This window comes from Nonomuraea sp. LPB2021202275-12-8, assembly GCF_037044575.1.
Lineage (GTDB): Bacteria > Actinomycetota > Actinomycetes > Streptosporangiales > Streptosporangiaceae > Nonomuraea.
In genome coordinates this window covers 75294-97425 of record NZ_JBAHWD010000013.1, presented here as the reverse complement: position 1 = coordinate 97425, position 22132 = coordinate 75294, and the positions used below count along the sequence as shown (strand labels likewise).

19 protein-coding genes are annotated in these 22132 nt (G+C 67.6%); 9 read left to right on the top strand and 10 right to left on the bottom strand.

What is annotated here, in order from left to right:
- Positions 1-8: 8 nt before the first annotated feature.
- Positions 9-1148: a DNA polymerase III subunit beta gene (dnaN, locus tag V5E28_RS24110; protein WP_336209518.1), complete on the bottom strand. Its 1140-nt coding sequence runs from the start codon at positions 1146-1148 to the stop codon at positions 9-11.
- 521 nt (positions 1149-1669) lie between these two features.
- Positions 1670-3271 (bottom strand): chromosomal replication initiator protein DnaA, encoded by a 1602-nt coding sequence (gene dnaA / locus V5E28_RS24105; protein ID WP_336209338.1) that lies wholly within the window; start codon positions 3269-3271, stop codon positions 1670-1672.
- Positions 3272-3716: 445 nt separating this feature from the next.
- Between dnaA and rpmH the strand changes: the two genes are divergently transcribed.
- The 8 genes from rpmH (at position 3717) to V5E28_RS24065 (ending at position 9885) form a co-directional block, all read left to right on the top strand.
- On the top strand, positions 3717-3854 hold the full coding sequence (gene rpmH / locus V5E28_RS24100; protein ID WP_043614899.1) for a 50S ribosomal protein L34: 138 nt from the start codon (positions 3717-3719) through the stop codon (positions 3852-3854).
- 86 nt (positions 3855-3940) lie between these two features.
- Positions 3941-4282: a ribonuclease P protein component gene (gene rnpA, locus V5E28_RS24095; RefSeq protein WP_442945859.1), complete on the top strand. Its 342-nt coding sequence runs from the start codon at positions 3941-3943 to the stop codon at positions 4280-4282.
- Entirely contained in the window at positions 4279-4557 is a 279-nt protein-coding gene (gene yidD / locus V5E28_RS24090) for a membrane protein insertion efficiency factor YidD (protein ID WP_336209332.1), read from the top strand. The genes rnpA and yidD overlap by 4 nt, the downstream gene beginning before the upstream one ends.
- 4 nt (positions 4558-4561) lie before the next feature.
- On the top strand, positions 4562-5512 hold the full coding sequence (gene yidC / locus V5E28_RS24085; protein WP_336209331.1) for a membrane protein insertase YidC: 951 nt from the start codon (positions 4562-4564) through the stop codon (positions 5510-5512).
- 20 nt (positions 5513-5532) lie between these two features.
- Entirely contained in the window at positions 5533-6021 is a 489-nt protein-coding gene (locus tag V5E28_RS24080; protein ID WP_336209329.1) for a Jag family protein, read from the top strand.
- A 398-nt stretch (positions 6022-6419) separates the two neighbouring features.
- Positions 6420-7091, top strand: coding sequence for a 16S rRNA (guanine(527)-N(7))-methyltransferase RsmG (gene rsmG / locus V5E28_RS24075; RefSeq protein WP_336209328.1), 672 nt, complete (start codon positions 6420-6422; stop codon positions 7089-7091).
- A 137-nt stretch (positions 7092-7228) separates the two neighbouring features.
- Complete coding sequence (locus V5E28_RS24070; RefSeq protein WP_336209326.1) at positions 7229-8161, top strand: ParA family protein; 933 nt, start codon at positions 7229-7231, stop codon at positions 8159-8161.
- 767 nt (positions 8162-8928) lie between these two features.
- Positions 8929-9885, top strand: coding sequence for a ParB/RepB/Spo0J family partition protein (locus V5E28_RS24065; protein ID WP_336209324.1), 957 nt, complete (start codon positions 8929-8931; stop codon positions 9883-9885).
- Positions 9886-12323: 2438 nt separating this feature from the next.
- On the opposite strand, the gene V5E28_RS24060 is transcribed toward V5E28_RS24065, so the two are convergent.
- The 3 genes from V5E28_RS24060 to V5E28_RS24050 all read right to left on the bottom strand — a co-directional run bounded on the left by V5E28_RS24060 (position 12324) and on the right by V5E28_RS24050 (position 16600).
- Positions 12324-13367, bottom strand: coding sequence for a threonine aldolase family protein (locus tag V5E28_RS24060; RefSeq protein ID WP_336209516.1), 1044 nt, complete (start codon positions 13365-13367; stop codon positions 12324-12326).
- 642 nt (positions 13368-14009) lie between these two features.
- Positions 14010-14966, bottom strand: a complete 957-nt coding sequence (locus V5E28_RS24055) for a D-alanine--D-alanine ligase family protein (protein WP_336209323.1) — start codon at positions 14964-14966, stop codon at positions 14010-14012.
- A gap of 401 nt (positions 14967-15367) precedes the next feature.
- Positions 15368-16600: an aminotransferase-like domain-containing protein gene (locus V5E28_RS24050; protein WP_336209515.1), complete on the bottom strand. Its 1233-nt coding sequence runs from the start codon at positions 16598-16600 to the stop codon at positions 15368-15370.
- A 376-nt stretch (positions 16601-16976) separates the two neighbouring features.
- Here V5E28_RS24050 and V5E28_RS24045 point away from each other — a divergent pair, with 376 nt between their 5' ends.
- Positions 16977-17486 (top strand): GNAT family N-acetyltransferase, encoded by a 510-nt coding sequence (locus V5E28_RS24045; protein WP_442945858.1) that lies wholly within the window; start codon positions 16977-16979, stop codon positions 17484-17486.
- A gap of 139 nt (positions 17487-17625) precedes the next feature.
- Here the strand turns inward: V5E28_RS24045 and trxA are convergent, their stop codons facing one another.
- From trxA to V5E28_RS24020, 5 genes are all read right to left on the bottom strand, one after another.
- Positions 17626-17940, bottom strand: coding sequence for a thioredoxin (gene trxA, locus V5E28_RS24040; RefSeq protein ID WP_336209319.1), 315 nt, complete (start codon positions 17938-17940; stop codon positions 17626-17628).
- Positions 17941-17952: 12 nt separating this feature from the next.
- Positions 17953-18885, bottom strand: a complete 933-nt coding sequence (gene trxB, locus V5E28_RS24035) for a thioredoxin-disulfide reductase (RefSeq protein WP_336209318.1) — start codon at positions 18883-18885, stop codon at positions 17953-17955.
- A gap of 121 nt (positions 18886-19006) precedes the next feature.
- Positions 19007-19879: an anti-sigma factor family protein gene (locus tag V5E28_RS24030; RefSeq protein ID WP_336209316.1), complete on the bottom strand. Its 873-nt coding sequence runs from the start codon at positions 19877-19879 to the stop codon at positions 19007-19009.
- The gene (gene sigM / locus V5E28_RS24025; RefSeq protein ID WP_336209315.1) at positions 19869-20501 is read right to left on the bottom strand and encodes an RNA polymerase sigma factor SigM; all 633 of its coding nucleotides are present in this window, start codon (positions 20499-20501) and stop codon (positions 19869-19871) included. The genes V5E28_RS24030 and sigM overlap by 11 nt, the downstream gene beginning before the upstream one ends.
- 15 nt (positions 20502-20516) lie before the next feature.
- Positions 20517-22031, bottom strand: a complete 1515-nt coding sequence (locus tag V5E28_RS24020) for a protein kinase family protein (protein WP_336209314.1) — start codon at positions 22029-22031, stop codon at positions 20517-20519.
- Positions 22032-22132 lie beyond the last annotated feature (101 nt).

Here is a 22132-nt window from a genome sequence, read left to right as displayed (position 1 = left end):
CGACGGTTTCAGCCAGACAGGCGGATGGGCATGATCAGGTAACGGTAGTCGGGAGCGCCGGTGTCGTCCACAGGCTTGCCGCCGGTGAGGATGGCGGGCTTGGTCGACGTGGTCATCTGCAGGCGGGCGACGTCGGAGTCGATGGCCCCGAGCCCTTCCAGCAGAAACTGGTGGTTGAAGGCGATGTTCATCTCCTCGCCCTCGTAGTCCACAGGCAGCGCCTCGACGGCCTGGGCCTCGTCGCCGCTGCCCGCCTCCAGCACGACCTCACCGCTCCTGAACGCCAGCCGCACCGGCGTGTTGCGTTCGGCGACCAGGGCCACGCGCTTGACCGCCTCCACGAAGGACGCTGTGGACAACTCGGCACGTGCGGAGAACTCGGTCGGCAGGAGTGAGCGGTACTTGGGGAACTCGGGGTCCAGCAGGCGGGTGGTGGTGCGGCGGCCGGCGCTGGAGAAGCCGATCATGCCCTCGCCGGTGCCGCCGGCGGAGCTGAGCGCTATCTCCACCTCCGCGCCGGTCGCGCCGAGCGCCTTGGCCGAGTCGGCGAGGGTCTTGCCCGGGATCATCGCGATGGCTGAGATGTCGGACTGGCCGGGCTGCCACTTGAGCTCGCGCACGGCCAGGCGGTAGCGGTCGGTGGCGGCCAGCGTGACGGTGTCGCCCTCGATCTCCATCCGCACGCCGGTGAGCATGGGCAGCGTGTCGTCCCGCCCGGCGGCGACGGCCACCTGGCCGACGGCGGAGGCGAAGGTGTCGCTGCCGACCCGCCCGGCGGCCGGCGGCATGACCGGGAGCGAGGGGTAGTCCTCGGCGGGCATGGTGAGGAGGGTGAAGCGGGCGCTGCCGCACGTGACGACCGCCTTGGCGCCTTCCACGACGAAGTCCACAGGCTGTGCGGGAAGCGCGCGGGTGATCTCGGCGAGCAGCTTGCCGGAGACCAGGACGACGCCCGGCTCACCGGTGTGGAGCTCCAGCGTCACCTCGGCGGAGACCTCGTAGTCGAAACCGGACAGCTTCAGCCGCTGGTCCTCGGTGACTTCCAGGCGCATGCCGGCGAGGACGGGCACCGACGGACGTGCGGGCAGGCTGCGTGCCGTCCATGCCACCGCCTCAGCGAGGACGTCTCGCTCGATTCGGAACATCACGGTCATCAGCCTCCTGGTTCGTCGTTGATTCAAGTGTCGCGTCTCCCGCAGTCTCGTTCCGGGAGAACCCCTCTATGGGTCTTGAGTTTCTTCTTAAGAGATAAGTGAAGTCATCACAGTAGGGGCGGTGGATAGTGTGGACAACCCGCGTCTGCCCTGGTCAGGGGCCCTGTTTTTGTCCACCGGGTTTGTGGGTGACGCCTGGGGGTAACTCCGGCGGCTGGGGATGACGCCGCGTTGCACACAGGCCGTCCCCAGATCATGGGGTGTTCATCCACCGGTCATCCACCGGCTGTCCACCGGTTTTCCACGGACAAAACGCCCCCTCCTGGAGCTCCCAAAACGCTGTGCACAGGCCGTCCCCAAGTCGTCCACGAGTAGTCCCCAGGTTGTCCTCAGGATGTCCCCATGGTTATCCCCAGGCGCTGTGCGGAACTTTTTCGGGCATTGCGGGGCGTACGGACGGCCTCTTTGCGCGTTTCCCCTGATCCACAGTGTTTTCCACAGGGTGTGCATGACGGCTAGGACCCGCGCGATGTCTGCTTGATGCGCATTGTTAGCTCGTTGACCTGGTTGTACATCGACCGCCGCTCAGCGATGAGCGAGCGGATCTTGCGCTCGGCGTGCATGACGGTGGTGTGATCGCGGCCGCCGAATTGCTGGCCGATCTTCGGCAGCGACAGCTCCGTCAGCTCGCGCGCCAGGTACATCGCGATCTGCCTGGCGTTCACCAGAGCCCTGCTGCGCGAGCTGCCGCAGAGGTCGTCGATGCTGATGCCGAAGTATTCGGCCGTTTTGGCCATGATCGTGGCGATCGTGATCTCCGGCCCGGAGTCCGAGGTGATCAGATCCTTCAGCACCACCTCGGCCAGCTGGAGATCCACACCCTGCCGGTTGAGGCTGGCGAACGCGGTGACCCTGATCAGCGCGCCTTCGAGTTCGCGGATGTTGGTGGAGATCCGGCTGGCGATGTACTCCAGCACCTCGGGCGGCGCGGCCAGGCCCTCCTGTATGGCCTTCTTCCTGAGGATGGCGATCCGCGTCTCCAGCTCAGGCGGCTGCACGTCGGTGATCAGCCCCCACTCGAACCGGTTGCGCAACCGGTCCTCCAGCGTGATGAGCTGCTTGGGCGCCCGGTCACTGGAGATCACGATCTGCTTGTTCGCGTTGTGGAGCGTGTTGAAGGTGTGGAAGAACTCCTCCTGCGTCTGCTCCTTGCCCTCCAGGAACTGGATGTCATCCACAAGCAGGATGTCGATCGCCCGATAGCGCCCGCGGAAACCGTCGGCCTTGTGGTCGCGGATGCTGTTGATGAAGTCGTTGGTGAATTCCTCGGAGCTGACGTACCTCACCCGGGCGCCGTCGTAGAGACTCTGCGCGTAATGCCCGATGGCGTGCAGGAGATGGGTCTTGCCCAGGCCCGAGTCGCCGTAGATGAAGAGCGGGTTGTACGCCTTTGCGGGGGATTCGGCCACGGCCACGGCCGCGGCGTGCGCGAAACGGTTGCTGGCTCCGATGACGAAGGTCTCGAAGGTGTACTTCTGATTGAGTCGCGCCGGCTCGCTGGGCTTGTTGCTCTTGGCCTCCCACCTGTTCGGCGCCGGTTCCGGCGCCTTTTCCACAGGCGGTGTGTACGGCTGGGCCTGTTCAAAAGAGAACGTCGGCTGTGGATATTCGGTGGATGACTGAGCCTGCTCCGGCTGTGGAGAATAGAACTGCGGCGGCTCGGAAGCCTGGTAGTGCTGGGATGGCGGGGCCTGTGCATAACGCGGCTGCTGGTCCGGGCCCTGGGGATAACTTTGAGCCACAGGCTGGGGATGAAGCTCCTGCAAAGGCTGCATGGGCTGCATGGGCTGCTCGGGCGCCGTCGTGTCGATCATCACGGCCACCCGCATGGCCCGGCCGAGCTCCTGTGAGAGCGCGTGGGCCACGAGCGGGCGCAGTTTGTTGCCCTCGATGAGGTCCTTCACGAAGTCGTTCGGGACGCCCAGCACGATCGTGTCGTCCGCCAGGGCGATCGGACGGACCATGGAGAGCCAGGTGCGCTGCTGAGCGGGCACGTTCTCGTTGAGGAAGTTGCCCAGGGCCCTCTTCCATACCGTGCCGAGGTCGACACCGTTCATGGTGCGGCTCCCCCTCCTTCCTCTCGCGGCCCCCCGCGATCGTTATCCACATGAGGGGGCCGCCCGCGTAATGATCGGCCCCCGTCGTCCACAGCGTCGCGCCCGGGTCGTATGCCCAGCGTCTCCACAGGAGATCCACAAGTTGTGCACAGCCTATGAGCGGGTCTGGAAGGGCCGACAGTATCTATGTGCACAGCTGTGTTCAAGACGTTGTCCACAGCCTAGTGGTACGTGGGTGCACAAACTGTGGACGTGTGCGAGGCGGTGGACAACGTGCCTGTGGATACGTGGATAACCGGTTCGGTTTGACCTGGGACGCTCCAGCCCCGTAACGTACGACGGTCGGCTTGTCACGCGACGGCTATTTCGCGTGCCCTCGCAGTCCAGACAGGCCAGCCATGTGTGTTCAGCGCCTCGTGCGCACCTTCAAGCCTGGAGCCCACCCGTGAGCAAGCGTACTTTCCAGCCGAACAACCGTCGCCGCGCGAAGACCCACGGCTTCCGGCTGCGGATGCGCACCCGGGCCGGTCGCGCCATCCTCGCCGCTCGCCGCCGTAAGGGCCGCGAGAAGCTGTCGGCCTGATCGTCCTGCGTCGTCCGATAGTCCGCCCGCCGGTGCACTCCACCGGCGGGCGATAGGCGTATTCGGTGCTATCCCGGCAATCCCGCATGCGGCGCGGGGAGGAATTCAAGGCGGCGATCAAGGGCGGAAAACGCGCAGGTCGCCCCACCCTGGTGGTACATCTCACCATTTCGGGGGAAGGGACACCGCTGGTGGGTTTCGTGGTGAGCCGGGCCGTCGGGGGCGCGGCGGTCCGCAACAAGGTCAAGCGGCGGCTCCGACACCTGATGCGGGACCGTCTCGACCGGCTCCCGAGAGGTAGCCTGCTTGTGGTACGCGCCAACCCACCGGCCGCGACCGCGCGTTGCGAGCAGCTTGCCGCCGAGCTCGACCTCGCACTGGATCGTTTGCTCAGGCGGCGCGAGTCCTCAATGGATGGACAGAGATGACGGAGCAGCCGCAAGGGACTCCGAGCCTCGCCGCTCGGGTGCTGATCGTCCCTATCCGGTTCTACCGGGCGTTCATCGGCCCGATGCTCGGTCCGCGCTGCCGTTTCTACCCGTCATGCAGTGCATATGGACTCGAGGCGATCGCCGTACACGGAGCATTGCGCGGCACATGGTTGACTGTCCGGCGTATCGGGCGGTGCCACCCATTCCATCCCGGAGGTATAGACCCGGTGCCCCCACGCCCGGTTCGGTCTCACGAAATGCAAGGGAGATAGCTCGGTGGAGCTGTCCTGGCTGAGCTGGCTTTATGAAGCCGTGGCCTTCGTCATCACCTGGATCCATCGGGGTTACAGCACGTTCCTGAACCCGGACAGCGGCCTGGCGTGGATGTTGACCATCATCACGCTGACCGTGCTCATGCGCATCCTCATCTTCCCCCTCTTCCTCAAGCAGATGAAGTCGTCGAAGAAGATGCAGGAGCTCGCCCCCAAGGTGGCCGAGCTACGCAAGCGCTACAAGAACGACAAACAGCGCATGAACCAAGAGGTCATGGCGCTGTACCAAGGAGCGGGCGCCAACCCGCTCGGTGGCTGCCTCCCCGTCGTGGCGCAGTTCCCCATCTTCATCTCGATGTTCACCGTGCTGCAGGCGATGGCCAACGGCCGCGCCGTCTACGGCATGACGGAGGAACTCGTCCGGAGCGCCCGAGCGGCACACATCTTCGGTGCACCGCTGCCCGCCAACTTCTTCATGTCCGATACGGACATCCTGGCGCTGAACGCAGGGGTGGTGCAGACGAAGATCATCCTCGCGATCTTCGTCGCGATCAGCTCGCTGACCACCTTCCTCACCGTCCGGCAGAGCGTCACCCGGTCCATGGCCCAGATGCCGGACAACCCGATGGCGCAGCAGCAGAAGATCCTGATGTGGATCTCCCCGCTGTTCGCGTTCTTCAGCCTCAACTTCCCGCTCGGCCTCATCATGTACTGGGTGACCACCAACGTGTGGACGCTCGGCCAGCAGCACTGGTTCTACAGTCGCAACCCGATGCCGGAGTTCGACGCCAAGGGCAACGTGGTCCCCGCCAAGCCGAAGCCGGGCCTGGTGGCGAAGTTGCGTAAGTCGACTCCGGAAGAGGAGGCTCCTCCTCCGCCTCCTGAGCCTAAGATCATCAGAAACCAGCCGAGCCGCCAGTCCCGTAGCAAGCGCACCGGCAGCAAGAAGTCGTGAATACGAAGGAGAGGCCGGCCATGACCGAGGCCGAGCAGGAGAAGGCTCCTGATGTCAGCGTGCTCGAGCAGGAGGGCGAGATCGCGGCGGACTACGTCGAAGGCCTGCTCGACATCGCCGACATCGACGGTGACATCGACATGGACGTCGAAGGCGACCGCGCGCTGGTCTCCGTGGTCGGGGTCAAGGGCAACGAGCTGGTGGGGTCGGCAGGCGAGGTCCTGGAGGCGCTCCAGGAGCTGACCCGGCTGGCCGTCCACAGGCAGACGGGGGAGCGGTCCCGTCTGATGCTCGACGTCGCCGGCTACCGCGAGCGCCGGCGCGCGGAGCTCACCAAGCTCGGCACCGAGATCGCCAACCAGGTCAGGGACCGGAGCGAGCCCAAGTCTCTCCAGCCGATGACCCCTTTCGAACGCAAGATCGTCCACGACGCGGTGGCCGCCGCCGGGCTCCGCAGCGAGTCCGAGGGCGAGGAGCCCCACCGCTACGTGGTGGTCCTGCCCGCCTGACCGGCACCCTGCTCATGATCGGCCGTCAGCCCGCCCTGCGCGCGGCTGGCGGCCGTTCGCATGTTTGTGGCAGGCGTCGCCGTTGCCGGCCGCGGCGCTCGTCGGTTGTCCGGGCGGCTCCACGTACGCCTCCCTGCATCGCTGTACGGCGCGGAGCCGTACAGCGTGGACTGCTCGCGTCACCAGCGAGCGGGCCGGATCCTCGGCGGGTCGTGCGGCGCAGCCGAAATCCGCCTTGTTTCCACGTAGCGGAAAGCGGGCGTATGGCGTGGCGGCGCGCTCGAAGGCTGTATTCAGGGCGGCCCGCTAGTCTTCAACCGTGATCGCCCACCTAGCCTGGGGTGACACCGCCATCCTGGATCTGTACACATTCACCCCTCAGAAAGGGTCACCAAGCAGTGAGCGACGAGCTACCGCCCCCGCCGGACATCGCGCGAGACGTCTTCGCCGGCGAAGCCTGGGACCGGGCTGAGGCGTTCGCCCAGCTGCTGGCCGGTCCAGGGGTGGTGCGCGGGCTGCTCGGCCCTCGCGAGGTGTCGCGGATCTGGGATCGCCACCTGCTCAACTGCGCCGTCGTCGCCGAGGTCGTGCCTCAGGACGCGCACCTGGTGGACATCGGCTCGGGGGCCGGCCTTCCGGGCCTGGTGCTGGCGATCGTCCGGCAGGACATCTCGGTCACCCTGCTGGAGCCGCTGCTCCGCCGCACCGTCTTCCTGGAGGAGTGCGTCGAGGCGCTCAAGCTCGAGAACGTCGAGGTGCTGCGCGGACGAGCCGAGGAGCTCGCGGGTAAGCGGGTGTTCGACGTCGCCAGCGCTCGCGCGGTCGCCCCGCTCGAACGGCTCCTGAAGTGGGCTATGCCGCTGCTTCGCGAAGGCGGCGAGCTGATCGCCATGAAGGGGGAGCGGGCCGCCGAGGAACTCGCCGAGGCCGAGCCCCAATTGAGGGCCAGCGGGGCCAGGACCGCCGAGCTTGTGACCGTCGGGCACGGTAAGGTCGAGCCGCCTGCAACATTGGTTCGGGTGATATCGGGTCGTGCGCCTGAGCAAGGTAGGCGGCGACGAAGGAGGTGACGGTCGTGCCGGTCGCTCATTGCGGTCTTGGCTGGCCGGACAGCCGTCTGTCCGAAAGTCCCACTGGGGTTGGCTGGCCCGAAAAGGGCGTGTCGCGACAGCAAATTCCCGGCACCGAAATGCCTCGGGTTGAAAGGATGGCCAACGTGACCCAGACCCCCCTGAACCCAGGTGATTCGCCGTTGGTACGAGAGGCGCTCAACTCAGTGGTTTCACGTGAAACACCCGCTGCGCAACTGCCTGTCCAGGCGGGTGACGCCCCTGAGAGAGGCGACGGATCGTGGCCCAAACCCTCTAAGTGCCGGGTCATCGCGGTGGCGAACCAGAAGGGCGGTGTCGGCAAGACCACGACCTCCGTCAACATCGCCGCCGCGCTGTCGATGAACGGCGAACGCGTTCTCGTCGTCGACCTCGACCCTCAGGGCAACGCCTCCACAGCGCTGGCCACCGAGCACCGCGGCGACATCCCGGACGTCTATCAGGTGCTCGTCGACGACCTGCCCTTGACGGACATCATCAAGCAGGTCCCCGAGATGCCGAACCTCTACTGCGCCCCCGCCACCATCGACCTGGCCGGCGCGGAGATCGAGCTCGTCTCTCTGGTCGCCCGCGAGGCACGCCTCCGTCGCGCTCTGGCCGCCTACGAGGGCATCGACTTCGACTACATCATCATCGACTGCCCGCCGTCGCTGGGCCTCCTCACGGTCAACGCCCTGGTCGCCGCCGACGAGGTCATGATCCCCATCCAGTGCGAGTACTACGCGCTGGAGGGCCTCGGTCAGCTCCTCCGCAACGTCGACCTCATCAAGGCCCACCTCAACCCCACGCTCCGCCTCTCCACGATCGTCCTCACCATGTACGACGGCCGCACCCGGCTCGCCTCGCAGGTGGCGGACGAGGTCCGGGCGCACTTCGGCGACACGGTCCTCAGCACGGTGATCCCCCGTAGCGTCCGCCTCTCCGAGGCCCCTAGCTACGGCCAGTCCGTCATGACCTACGACCCAGGTTCCAGCGGCGCCATGGCCTACATGGACGCAGCCCGCGAGATCGCCCACCGCGCGCTGGTCTGACCCGTTTCGCCCCGTCGCCCGCGGGGCGCCGCTCCACCTGACCACGGATCCGGCCGCCCCACGCACCGGACCGCTCTGCGCGGGCTTGGTTCCGGGCGTCTTGCGCCGTTGCTTCGGTTCTGTCCCGGCGCACCGCCACAGGTCCGTCCGCACCGCTCTGGAGTCGTACGGTGCTCGTACGACCTGAGCTGTTGGCTGTCTGCGCTTTGCGAGAATGCCGATCGAACGGACCGTCGGCCGTACCTGACTGCCGCCTCAACGATCGCGGCCTGCTGAACGGCCGACCCACCGACGCTGGTCCCCAAAGACTCATCTCCCGTGAGGGCTCCTCATAGGACATTGGCGCGCACTCTGCCGTTCGATGGGTCGGGACCTGTGAGCAGGCCCATTGCCGTCAGGCTGCCGGGCCCCACTCCCGCAGTTCGGGGGCCGGCGATCTCGGTCAGAGCTGTGGCCGAAACTCCACGGCCGCCGTCAGTCCTAGGCAGTGCGTCGCACAAGATGCCTCACGGAGAAGGAGTCCTCCACAGCGAGGGGAGGATCCCGATCTGGCCGGTTACCGGGCGCGGGGCCCTGCCTCTGCACGGTCACTGTTGGCGCAGGGGCCCCCCTTCACCTTCGCCCTGAGCGTAGGCAATGGCGGGTGTTTAGGGCACGGTGGTGTAAATCCGGTAGGACGGTGTGTGGCGAGGAGGCGCCGTGCTGGGTCGGCAACGGTAACCTCTCCTGGAGTGACCGGAATCGGCCCGGGCGGATGAGGAGACGTAGTGAGTCAGCAGCGGCGGGGATTGGGCAAGGGGCTCGGGGCGCTCATCCCGACCGGTCCCATCGTTGACGGAACGGGGACAGTTGCCCCGAACGGTTCGACGAACGAGACCGGCCCGCAGCCGATTGCCGGAGCGTACTTCAGGGAGGTAGCCCTTGCCGCGATCGTGCCGAACCCGCGCCAGCCGCGCGAGGTCTTCGTCGACGAACGCCTGGACGAGCTTGCGGCCTCCATCCGTGAGGTCGGACTCTTGCAGCCGATCGTTGTGCGCTCGGTCGGTGGTGGCCAGTACGAGCTCATCATGGGGGAGCGCAGGTGGCGCGCGTGCAAGCGCGCAGGCCTCGACCCTATCCCGGCGATCGTCCGAAACACCCAGGACAACGATCTCCTCCGTGACGCACTGATCGAGAACCTCCAGCGTGAGCAGCTCAATCCCCTGGAAGAGGCCGCCGCTTACCAGCAGCTCCTCGACGACTTCCAGGCCACCCACGAACAGCTCGCTGAGAGGGTCGGCCGCTCCCGCTCGCACATCACCAACACTCTGCGCCTGCTCAACCTCCCGCCCGAGGTGCAGCTGAAGGTCGCCGCGAACACCATCACCGCCGGCCACGCCCGCGCTCTCCTCAGCTTGAGCCCTCAAGAGCAGATCCACCTCGCTTCACGCATCGTCGCGGAGCTGCTCTCCGTTCGGGCAGTCGAGGAGATCGTCGCCCTGGGCAGCGCGGCAGCCGCCCCCCAGAAGGCCACCCGAGAGCGCCAGCCCGCCAAGCCCACAGCCCCCGGCCTCACCCACCTCGCCGACCGTCTTTCTGATCACTTCGAAACCAAGGTCAAAGTAGACCTCGGCCGCCGCAAGGGGCGGATCGTGGTCGAGTTCGCGACCATCGACGACCTGGAGCGCATCATCGGCACTATGGCCCCCGAAGCCGCCCGCGTGATGCGAGACGCCGCGGAGTGATCCCTGGCCCCTGTTTCACGTGAAACATCACCCTCCGGACGTACGCCATCGCGTCCACACCTCCCGCCCAGCGCCCCCGCTTCGAAAGCCAAGCGGGTGGCGGCTCCTTCTGACAGGCCTCTCGGGTTCATGGGGCGAAGGCCAGCATGAGTAAGCAGAGGCGCGCCAGAGCGGCCTGACCAATGCGCAGCCGCATGGTCGGGAGGAACCTGCGCGCGAGCCGATCCGCGCGAGCCGATCCGCGTGAGCCGTCTACGTGAGCCGCCCACGTGCTCTGCACCTCGGCACGCCACGTAAGCAGTCCATGGGCGTGTCCATGAGCCACCCACGTGAGCCGCCATTGTCGGCTCCCGATGCCCCGCCCGGTGAGCCGCCCCAATGAGTGATCCCTGCGGGCCCATCTATGTGTGTCGTCCTGGTGCCGTGTCCGCGTCGCCACCCATCACGTGAGCGGCCCACGTGATCTGTCCAGCTGAGCCGTCCTCGGGAGCTGCCCATACCGCTAAGGCTGCATCTGCCGTTCCGGGGTAACAGCGCCAGCAGGCGGAGGGTGCGACGGGACGTCAGCGCCGACAGGATCGCCAGCCTGGTGGCGCACATACCGGTGGCTGTGACGGAGCCGGCGCTGGCGGGGTCTTTTGCATAATAGGCGGGATCTTTCGTAGAACGGGGGCGGTAGGCCCTCGGTGAGGGCCGGGCCAGCGTGGGAGAGATCCTCCAATAGGGGGAGGTGCTTCGGCCCTCGGTATGCGCAGCCTCATCTCCGTAGCGCCTCTCAGACCCGAGAAGTTTCACGTGAAACAGCGTCAGCGGTTCCCGTTGGCTGGGATGTCTGTGGCCTCAATGGATTTGAAGAGGCCGAGGTGCACGAACAGCTCGACTGAGCGTTGCTTGACGAAATGCCGACCTCCGGCGAGCCGGACACGATGGTGGGCTCCAGCTATCCAGAGCCGCGACCCGAACCCGCGCGGGCACTCTGGTCACACGAACCGCCTCGGTAGCCCGCATTCCCGCGTGCCGCTACGCACTCAACGGGGTCGCTCTCGTACGCGGTTTCACGTGAAACATGCCGCAGGTGCTCCGGGGCGCCGGTGGACGTGGTGCCGACAGAGCACTCGTTCCGCCGCTTCGTGTACGACAGAGAAGGGCTGGCAGCCTGATGTGGCCGAGATGGCGCATACGGCAGGCGGCGATGTTTCACGTGAAACTGGGGCTGATGAGTCAATCCCTGGTGTCTCGCATGGCGTGAGCGTGGTCTGGCGTGGCGTGCGTGGGGCGTCGTCTGGCCTGGCGTGGACACGCTTGGGGGCCGTAATGCAGACAGGGTCCGAGCGGGAGTATCTGAGGTCTGGTGTACGACGCGCTATGGGGATTGTGGCCTTGGGTGGGGGCGGCGGCCGGGCGTTCGCGATTTGTGAAGGGTTCGTCGGGCCCTCTGTGGTGCGGCCGGCCTTCCGCAGCGAAACACGCTTTGTGCGGTGAGGGTCGAGCTCTTAGGAGGGAGGCACCTCCGTGTCCCTTCGCTTCGCGGTGTCGCCTGGTTCGGGATGACATTTGGGTCCGCGTTCTTGGACCGCTTGGGGTCGCAGCGCCGTGGCGTTCCCGCAAGCGGTCCAGAGTGACGGTTCACGTTCCATGCAGAGGCGCACAGTCGGTGGAGGCGGCGTTCCGTGCAGAGGCGCACAGTTGGTGGAGGACAGTGCTCCGTGCAGAGGCGCACGGTCGGTGGAAGGCGCGCGTTTCGAGCAGAGGCTCGTCGTTCCGACGCGAGGACGTCCCGTTGGGCGGTGAGTATCGAGGGCCTGCAGCGGCACCCCTGTGTCGCTTGGGTTTGCCGCGTAGCGCCTGCACTGCGGTGCCAGTTCACGTTCGCTCTCCGGCTGGCTTCCAGCTTGAGCGATCCACAGCGCTAGTCCGGGGCGGGTATGCGTGTTGCTCGTTCAGGAGGCGCTGCCCGCAGCGCGGTTCGGTCTCCAGGGAGAGGCTCGCTGAGCTTCACGGCTCCCTATGCAATCCACGCCAGGCGAGATGCTCGCCGCGCTTCGCGGCACCGTGGAGACGGTTGTTGCGCTTCGCTATGGCAGCGGATCCGGGGCGACTCCGGGATTCCACCGGATCCGGTGCCGGTCCCGCGAATTCTTGGCCTCGCACAGGCCGGCGTATGCGTCCCTTAGGTTCGACGACGCCGTTCGGTGGGCCGTTGCGCTTCGTGCGATGCGCTTGGGGGAGAGGGTGAGCCTTGCGTCGGTGGTCGCTGTTCGGGTGGCGCATCTCGGCCGGGCGCCGTGTTGACGGTCATACGGCTTCGCGCCGAGGAATGGCGCGTTTGTCGTGGCGTGGTGCAGCTACGGAATGGCGCGCGTCGGTGGGGGAACGTCGGGGTGCGCTGGCCAACGAGGGAGAGGGTTTCACGTGAAACGTCGTCCAGGGAGCTGTCGCTAGGAGGTGGCGGCCTTGTGGATGGCGTCGAGGAAGTCGTCAACATGTGCGGGAGTGGTGTCGAAGGCGGTCATCCAGCGGACTATGCCGGCGGCTTCGTCCCAGTGGTGGAAGAGGTAGCGGCTCTGGAGGGTCGCTGCGATGGCGGCGGGAACGACGGCGAAGACGGCGTTGGACTGGACCGGGTAAGCGAGGCTGATGCCGGGGGCATCCGCTATGCCATCTGCCAGGCGGGTGGCCATCGCGTTGGCGTGGGACGCGTTCCGGTGCCACAGGTCGTCCGTCAGGAGCGCTGAGAGCTGGGCAGAGACGAAGCGCATCTTGGAGGCCAGTTGGAGAGACTGGCGGCGGAGGAAGGGGACGGCCTGGGTGAGGGAAGGGTCGAGGACGACTACGGCTTCGGCTGCCAGGGCGCCGTTCTTGGTGCCGCCGAAGCTGAAAACGTCCACGCCGGCTGCCGTGGTGATGGCGTCAAGGGAGCAGTCCAGGTGGGCGGCCGCGTTGGCCAGTCTGGCGCCGTCCATGTGCAGGCGCATGCCGGCCGTGTGGGCGGCTTCGGCCAGTTCGGTGATTTCGGCGGGGGAGTAGCAGGTGCCCAGCTCGGTGACCTGTGAAATGGAGACTGCTCGGGGCTGGGGTTCGTGGTGGCTGCCCAGGCGCGCCACCTGGTCGGTGATGTCCGTCGGACGGAGCTTGCCGTCCGGCGTGGGCACCGTGATGAGCTTCACGCCGAGGAGTCGCTCCGTCGCGCCCGTCTCGTGGGTGGCGATGTGCGCGGTGTCGGCGCAGATGATGGCGTCGTAGCGACCGAGCATGAGGGCCAAACCCACCATGTTGGCGCCTGCGCCGTTGAGTACGGCGAATCCTTCGGCCTGGGCGCCGAACACCTCCTTGGTCTGGCGCTCGAAGGTCGAGGTCCAGGTGTCGCCGCCGTAGGCGGGAGCGTCGCCGTGGTTGGCCGCGGCCATGGCTTCGAAGATTGCCGGGTGCACGCCTGCGTGATTGTCGCTGGCGAAACTCTTCGGGAAGGTCGGGTCGATCATCACACGGCTAGGCTACGTTCGCTGCCGTGCGCCCTGGCAACTCGCCTCCTCGCTGTACGCCGGGGCGTGGGGTCATCAGCCTCGCCCAACTGCGCGCCGGCAGATCGTCGGCGTCTCGTATGGGTTGGTAGAACGGGCATTCAGCCGCGATCCGCCTCGGGGGTTCGCGCATTGGCGTCAAAGAGCATCGAGGACGGTCTCGGCTTGCAGGCTCGGCCCGAATGCGTGTGTCGCTGTCGGCGTGCCGTAGATGCGTCGAGGACGATCTCGGCTTGCCGGTTCGGGCCCCAAGGCGTGTGAGAGGTGTTGGTGAAACGCGTGATTCGTGCGCCGCTGTCGGCGTGACGTAGGCGCGTCGAGAACGGTCTCGGCTTGTCGGGGCTCGGGCTCGAAAGCGTGTGGGGCGTCCTGGTGGAACCCGCGGGCCGTGCGTGGCTGTGGGCTTGAGGCAATGACACGAAGATGGCTCGGCTTGTCGGCGCGAGCCCGAGGACACGTGGGGCGTCCTGGTGAAACCCGTGAGTGCGTCGCTGTCGGCTTGAGGTATGCGCATCGAGGAGGACGCCCCCTGCCGGGGCGTGGCCAGAGACGTGTCGAGCATCCACTCGCCTGATGGGCCGGCGGGCGGCGAGAGGAGGGGCGTCAGGAGCGAGGGCGAGCGGCGGCGTTCTGGAGAAGGACGCGGCAGAGGTCGCCGAGGTCCTGGCCCGCCGCTTCCGCCGACATCGGGAGGAGCGAGGTCTCGGTCATGCCGGGGGCCACGTTCACCTCAAGGAAGTGTGGACTGCCCGAGGCGTCGACGATGAGGTCTGTGCGGGAGATGTCCCGCAGGCCGAGGGCCGTGTGGGCGGTTACGGCGGTTTCGGCGCAGGCGGCCGCCGCCTCCGGCGACAGGCGGGCGGGGGCGAAGAACTCGGTGTGCCCGGCCGTGTAGCGAGCCGCGTAGTCGTAGACGCCCTCGTCGGGGACGATTTCCACGGCAGGCAGGGCCACGGGGCCGTCGCCGAGATCGACCACGGAGACGGCCACCTCGATGCCTTCGATGTAGCGCTCGATGAGGGCCGTGTCGCCGTAGGCGAAGCAGCCGACCATGGCGGCCGGAAGCTCCTCCGCCGTGCGGACCATCGAGGCACCCAGGGCGGAGCCGCCCCGGGCGGGCTTGACGAACAGGGGGAGGCCGAGCTGCGCCACGATGCGGCCGAGGACGGCGGTGGCGCCGAGGTCGTGGAAGGTTTCCTTGGGAAGCGTGACGGACTCGGGGGTGCGCAGGCCGACGGAGCGGACGACGGCCTTGGCGGTGGGCTTGTCGAAGGCGACGCGACACGCGTCGGGGTCCGCGCCCACGTACGCGACGTTGAGGAGTTCCAGGACCGAGCGGATCGCGCCGTCCTCACCCGCGCCGCCGTGCAGCGTCACGAACACCGCGTCCGGCGGGTCGGCCAGGATGGACGGCACGAGGGACGCGTCGGTGTCGCGGGCCTCAACGTCCACGCCCGCGGCCCGCAGCACCTCGCTCACCCGGCGACCGGAGCGCAGCGACACTTCCCGCTCGTAGGAGAGTCCTCCTGCCAGCACGAGCACATGGCCAAGCTCGCCCATCACATCTCCTCCGCTGATCGCACGCTGTCCAACCGTACCGGCGCCGGGGGCGAATGGTGCACGGCCGGTGCTTTTCGCGCCTGTGAATGCCCTGGCAGCGGCACAACACGCCTCACGCCAGGAGGCGGGAGAATACCGGCCTGCCCTCCAACGAAGCGCGGTCGGCGCGCTACAACATCGCGCCGACCGAGCCTCCACCGCCGTGATGTCACGCCGGTCGTACGACCTCACGCCCCCTGTATGACCTCACACCGCCCGTACGACCGCACACCCGTACGACCGCACACTGGCCGTACGACCTCGCCCGGGGCGTACGGTCTCACACGGCAGTCCGTCTGCCTGACGATCTCACGCCGACTGTGGCCTTCGACGTCATCACCCTGACGTGGCGGCCACGGACTTCAGGCCAGGTCCGGTCCCGGGGTGTCCACGCCGGCGTGCCCGCGCGTGGAGCCGGTGCCGAACGTGTCGCGGAGCTGGATCTCCTGCTCGATGACGCCGGCGAGCCGCCGGACGCCTTCGCGGATGCGGTCCGGCTCCGGGTAGCAGAACGACAGCCGCATGTGCCGCGCCCCGCTCCCGTCCGCGAAGAACCCGGTGCCGGGGACGAACGCGACCCGCTCCGCGACAGCCCTGGGCAGGATCGCCTTGGAGTCGAGTCCTTCGGGCAGCGTCGCCCACACGAAGAATCCGCCGCCAGGCCGGGTCCAGGTGACCTCGGGTGGCATCAGCGATTCGAGCGCGCCGAGCATGGCGTCGCGGCGTTCGCGGTAGAGCTCCTTGAAGGTCTTGATCTGCTCTCGCCAGGGCTGCGAGGCCAGATACTGGCCGACGGCGAGCTGGGTGAAGGACGAGTGCGACAGCACGGCTGATTCCATGGCGAGGACCAGCTTGTCGCGGATGGCGTGGGGCGCGAGGGCCCAGCCGACCCGGAAGCCGGGGGCCAGCGTCTTGGAGAACGAGCCCAGGTAGACGACGCCGTCGGCGTTGTCGGCGCGCAGGGCGCGCATGGGCTCGGCATCGAAGCCGAGCAGGCCGTACGGGTTGTCCTCGACGATGAGGACACCGGCGCGCTGGCAGATGTCGAGCACCTGCTGCCGCCGGGCCACGTTGAGGGTGACGCCGCCGGGGTTGTGGAAGGTGGGAATCGTGTACAGGAACTTGATGGGAGCCCCTGCGGTCTCCAGGGCATAGATGGTCTGCGCCAGGGATTCGGGCACGATGCCCTGATCGTCCATGGCGATGTGCACCACTTTGGCCTGGTACGCAGCGAAAGTGCCGAGGGCACCCACGTACGAGGGGCCCTCTGCCAGAACCACGTCACCCGGGTCGATGAAGATCCGGGTGATCAGGTCGAGTGCCTGCTGTGAGCCCACGGTGACGACCACGTCGTTCGCCCCGGCGTGAATTCCCTCCAGCCGCATGACGTCGCAGATCTGCTCGCGCAGGTGCGGGTCGCCCTGGCCGGAGCCGTACTGCAGCGCGACAGGGCCGCGCCTGGTCACCAGGTCGGAGACGAGCTCGCCGACCATGTCGAGGGGAAGGGCGGTGACGTACGGCATGCCGCCCGCGAGCGAGACCACCTCGGGCCTCGAAGCGACGGCGAAAAGAGCTCGAATCTCGGAGGCAACCATCCCGGTAGCTCGCGCGGCGTACCGGTCGACGTAGGCGTCAATGCGCGACCCCTGGGTCGCGGGCGTCTGACCGTGATCCTGCTCTGCTGCCACGGCCCACCTCCTAGGTGTATATCGATCCGAGATACCAGATTACGCCAGCCGGACATGTCGCCCGTGACGGGCCTCGACCGCCGTGGTACCGGCTGATGGCACCATCCCTGGGCTACGATGCCAGCTGGGGACGCGTTTTTCGCGAGCTTTTCCGGGTCAACGATTGGGGCCGTAGTTGTCGCGTCGGCTGGTCAACATAACCCTGGACAATGTAGAAGATCTTCCTCGCCGCTGCAGGCAGTGCGTTTTCTGGGAGCTCGATCCCGTCAGCGGAGAGCGGTCGGTGGAGGCGGGGGATCCGGGCCTGGAGAAGGAGGCCTGGATCTCCGGCACGCTGCTCGAATGGGGGAGCTGCGGCAAGATCGTCTATGTTGACGGCGTGCCCGCCGGCTTCGTGCTCTACAGCCCGCCGCTCTACACTCCGCGCTCGGTCGCCTTCCCCACCTCGCCGGTCAGCGCGGACGCGGTCCTGCTGATGACCGCGCACATCATCCCGGAGTTCTCCGGCGGCGGCCTGGGCCGGATGCTCATCCAGGGCGTGGCGAAGGACCTCACGCGCCGCGGCGTCAAGGCCATCGAGGCCTTCGGAGACCTCAAGTGGGAAGAGCCCAGCTGCGTGGTTCCTGCTGAATATCTACTCTCTGTGGGCTTTAAGACTGTACGTCCACATTTGCGGTTTCCCCGGCTCCGGCTGGAGCTCAAGACCGCCGTCTCGTGGCGGGAGGACGTCGAAGTGGCCCTGGAGCGCCTCCTGGGGTCCATGAGCCCCGAGCGCGCCCTGAGACCCGTCTAAGCCATACGAAGCCCGTACCAAGCCCTACAAAGCCCGGACGGGCCCCGCACGAAGGCCCAGTGCCCGCCATACGCGAGAGCCCCCTGCGTTTCGCAGGGGGCTCCGCGTTTGCCGCGACGGCGAGCGTCGCGGGGGCGTCCTAGATGATGCCCTCGAGCTCGCGCAGCAGCATGGCCTTCGGCTTGGCGCCGATGATCTGCTTGACGAGCTCGCCACCCTTGTAGACGTTCATCGTCGGGATCTGGAGCACACCGGCGTCGCGCGGAACGTTCGGGTTCTCGTCGATGTTGAGCTTGACGATCTCCAGCTTGTCGCCGTGCTCGTTGGCGATCTCCTCCAGGATGGGCGACACCTGACGGCACGGGCCGCACCACTCGGCCCAGAAGTCCACCAGCACGGGCTTGTCGCTCTTGAGGACCTCAGCCTCGAACGTGGCGTCGGTTACTGCCTTCACGGTTGTGCTCCCTTACTTCTCGTTGCTGGCCAGCCAGCGCTCTGAGTCGAGTGACGCCGCGCAACCGGTGCCGGCGGCGGTGATCGCCTGACGGTAGGTGTGGTCGACGACGTCGCCGGCGGCGAACACGCCGTCGATGTTGGTCGCGGTCGTGGGGGAGGTCACCTTGATGTAGCCGTCGTCGTCGAGGTCGATCTGGCCCTTGACCAGTTCGGTGCGGGGATCGTGGCCGATCGCCAGGAACAGCGCGTCGGTGGCCAGCTCGCACTCCTCGCCGGTCTTGACGTTGCGCACCTTGACGGCCTCCACGCGGCTCTCGCCCAGGACGTCGACGACCTCGTTGTCCCACATGAAGCGGATCTTCTCGTTGCCGAACGCCCGCTCCTGCATGATCTTGCTGGCGCGCAGCTCGTCGCGGCGGTGCACGACGGTCACCATGCGGCCGAACCGGGTCAGGAAAGTGGCCTCTTCCATGGCGGTGTCGCCACCGCCCACGACCACGATGTCCTTGTTGCGGAAGAAGAAGCCGTCACAGGTGGCACACCAGGAGACGCCGCGGCCGGACAGCCGCTTCTCGCTCGGCAGGCCGAGCTCCCGGTAACCGGAGCCCATGGCCAGGATGACCGACTTGGCGTAGTAGGTCTTGTCGTGGGTCTTGATGACCTTGGGGTTGGCACGCAGGTCGACCTCGACGACGTCGTCGGCGACGAGCTCGGCGCCGAACCGCTCGGCCTGCTTGCGCAGACTGTCCATCAGGTCGGGGCCCATGATGCCGTCGGGGAACCCTGGGAAGTTCTCCACGTCGGTGGTGTTCATGAGCGCGCCGCCCGCGGTCACGGAGCCCTCGAAGACCAGAGGCTGGAGCTCGGCGCGTGCGGAGTAAACGGCCGCGGTGTAGCCGGCGGGTCCGGACCCGATAATGATCACGTTACGAACGTCGTTCAACGCTCCCACGCCTCCTCGTCTGCTGTTGCCAGTGGCGTCAACAGATCCTAGGCCGCCGTGATTCCCACCCCTGCCCGCAACACGAAAGAGCCCGCCGAAGCGGGCTCTGAAACGTGTGCGGCTACCAGCGGCCCAGGGCGGGCTTGCGCAGGTTTCTGCAGTTGAACGGATCGACGACGTCGATCCGCAGCCTCTTGGCCGCCTTGTTCTTCCAGGACGCCAGGACGATGGCCTCCTGGCCGTTGTACATGCCCTGGTCGACGGCGAAGACGTCGAGCTTGGTGCGGCTGGAGACCTTGGTCACGCACTTGGCCACCTGGTTGCCCTCGGCGGGGCCGCCACCCCAGATCGGGGCGGGGCCGAGGAAGTCTCCCAGCGGCCTGCCCAGCTCCTGGTCGCTGTAGTTGTGGCCGCTGTCGGTCAGCGCGTAGGCCCTGGCCTTGAGCTCCTCTCTGGGGGCCTGGCTCGTGGCGGCCACAGGCGGGCTGACCGTGCTCCCGCCGCCCGAGGCGAGCATGCCGGTGGAGACCACCGCCGTGCCGACCACTGCGGCTGCCGCGGCGGCTGCCACGGCGGGCACCGCCCATCGTGGGCGCCGCGCGGTCCTTCGCCTGGCCGGAACGATGGTGCCGTCACCGGCGACCACGCCCAGCCGGACCGGCTCGGGCGCCTCGACCGGTGGCCGCTGCGGCTCCCAGGGGGAGTCACGCATGAGCTCATCCCAGTCAGGTGCCTCAGCGAGACCCACTCCTCCACGCCGAGACTCCGCCTCGGCGGCCAGCGCCTTGTCGATGCGCAGTGCGACACCCATCGGCATGGCCGGTGTGGGGGTCGCCGCGAGCACCTCTCGAACCGCCGCCAGGTCTGCCAGTAGCTCCCCACATGGGGTGCAGACCGCGAGATGCTCGCGGACCTGGCGGGCCTTGCCGGCGTCTAGGAGACCCTCGGCCAACTCGGCCAGGATGTCCAGATCGTAGTGCGTATCACCCGTCACGAAGTTCTGCTCCCTTCGCGGATGAGACGCGACCCAGGTCCGATCGGTTCCGCAGATGGGAAAGAATTGGGGCAAGTTTCGCGCGTCCTCGTGCACACCGGCTCTTCACCGTGCCGCTGGGCACATCAAGCACCTGAGCTGCGTCTTCGACGGAATACCCCATCATGTCGACGAGAACGAGCGCGGCCCGCTGGTCGGTGGGCAGCAGTTTGAGCGCGGCCGAAACCTCCATCGACGTCTCGCGCTCGACGGTCTGGTCCGGCAGCGGAGACTCCCGCTCGGCGGCCTCGATGAGCTCGTCGTCGGCCACCGGGCGCACGGACTTGCGGCGCATCCTGTCGAGGCAGGCGTTGACGACGATGCGGTGCAGCCAGGTGGTGACGGCGGCTTCGCCGCGGAACGTGCCGGCCTTGCGGTAGGCGGAGACGAAGGCGTCCTGCACGGCGTCGGCCGCCTCGTCGGGATCGCCCAGGGTACGCAGGGCGACGGCCCACATCCGGTCGCGGTGCCGCTTGACGATCTCACTGAAGGCGTGTGGATCCCCGTCGATGTGCGCGGTCAGCAGCTCGGCGTCGCTGACCGCCGGGCGTTCCGCTGAGGGTGTGTCGGGTGGGGAGTTCACAAGAGGGATTCCTGATTACGCCGATCCTGGAGAGTGCACCACTACTTCATAGATGGTGCCATGAAACTTGCCCGCATCTGCCGGAAGGCGTGTAAACCAGATCAAAACGTACTGGCCGCTTGCCGTTTGATCAGGCTTGAACGTGACCTTGCCCGACGCGTCCTTCTCCCGGGCGACGGTCTTCAAGGACGACAGGTCGGCCTTGTCGCCGACCTTGAGCTCGACGTCGGCGCCGGGGGCATCGGCCAGCGTAGCCACCACGTCGCTGATCTGCATGGACTTGCCCATGTCCAGCAGCAGGCCCACACCGTCCTTGAGGTTGCCGAGTTCGGCGCTGTTGTAGTTGTCGGTCTTCCAGAGAGTGCTGGGCTTGCCGTCGATGGTCAGCGCCGCGAGCTCGGCCTTCTCCTCCTTGTCGCCGAGCGGGTCGAACCCGCTCGCCTTGTCCGGCTTGACGGCCTGGGCCTGTGTCGGCGCCGAGGTGGTGGCGCCGGGCGTGGGCTCGGCCTCGCGGGTGCCGGGGCTGCCGAGGCTGCGGCCGATCGTCCACGCGCCGACGCCGACCGCCGCGATCACGAGCAGCACCACGACGGTCATCAGCACCCGGTTGAGCACACTGCCACCGCCGCCGTTTCCGCCGCCCGCGGGCATGGGACGGTGGACGACCTGCGGCGTGGTGGCGGGGCGCCGGCCCGTGTCGAGGCCCTCGGAGGGAGAGGCCGCCGTCACCGACGGCGCCGGAGAGTAGGGCATCGGGATCGGCATGGGCCTGGCCACGCCAGACAGCGACTCGGCGACCTCGGCCGGGCTGGTCAGCGCGCCGTGCCCCTTGCGCGTCTCCGGCAGGCACGCCCGGATCGTGACGGTGTCGAGGTAGCTGGGGACGCCCGCGGTGACCTGGCGCGGCGAGCAGAAGTGCCCGTCGATCATGGGGGCGGCGGGCAGCCCGCCCTCCTGCTCGTCGCCGGGCCAGTGACCGGTCAGGCCCGCGTACAGCAGGCGGCCGAGCCCCTCGGCGTCGTCGAGCGCGGGCTGGTCGGTGGTCAGTCCGGACAGGGCGGCGTCGACCGCCACGCCCAGCACCTTGACCGTGTTGCCGGTGGTCCACACCAGGTGGTCGGGGCGCAGGCACAGGTGGTAGAGGCCGGCCTCGTGGGCATGGGCGAGCGCCTCGGCGGCCTCGGCGACCAGCCCGGCCGCCCGCTCCGGTTCCAGCGGGCCGGCGGCGAGCAGGTCGACGAGCGTGTCACCGGTGACCCACTCGCTGACCACGTAGGAGCGCCCGTCGTCCTGGGCGGCGTCGAACACCTGGGTCAGGCGCGGATCGGTGAGCCGGCTCGCGGCGCGGGCGGCGGTGACGACCTCCTGGACGCGCGGGAAGTCGGGGGCGAAGGTGAGGACGCCGACAGGGCGGGCGAGGATCTCGTCGATCGCCTTCCAGTGAGTGGCGCCGTCGGCCTCGCTGACCCGGTCCTCCAGGCGGAACCGATCGGCTAGGCGGGTGCCGGGTTCGACCGCCGATGTGCTCACAGGCTCGCTCCGCTCGGCTGATCGATCGTGCTCATGACTCGACCCGCCCGCGTGGTGTCCCACGAAGGCCCGCTATGTCGGGTGGATCCGCCCACGCCCCT

Coding starts and splice junctions, on each gene's coding strand:
- V5E28_RS24050 (WP_336209515.1), bottom strand. CDS start 16,600: ATGGTTGCCTCCGAGATTCGAGCTCTTTTCGCCGTCGCTTCGAGGCCC.
- V5E28_RS24070 (WP_336209326.1), top strand. CDS start 7,229: ATGGCCAACGTGACCCAGACCCCCCTGAACCCAGGTGATTCGCCGTTG.
- V5E28_RS24055 (WP_336209323.1), bottom strand. CDS start 14,966: ATGGGCGAGCTTGGCCATGTGCTCGTGCTGGCAGGAGGACTCTCCTAC.
- dnaA (WP_336209338.1), bottom strand. CDS start 3,271: ATGAACGGTGTCGACCTCGGCACGGTATGGAAGAGGGCCCTGGGCAAC.
- V5E28_RS24060 (WP_336209516.1), bottom strand. CDS start 13,367: ATGATCGACCCGACCTTCCCGAAGAGTTTCGCCAGCGACAATCACGCA.
- yidD (WP_336209332.1), top strand. CDS start 4,279: ATGACGGAGCAGCCGCAAGGGACTCCGAGCCTCGCCGCTCGGGTGCTG.
- V5E28_RS24080 (WP_336209329.1), top strand. CDS start 5,533: ATGACCGAGGCCGAGCAGGAGAAGGCTCCTGATGTCAGCGTGCTCGAG.
- rnpA (WP_442945859.1), top strand. CDS start 3,941: ATGCGGCGCGGGGAGGAATTCAAGGCGGCGATCAAGGGCGGAAAACGC.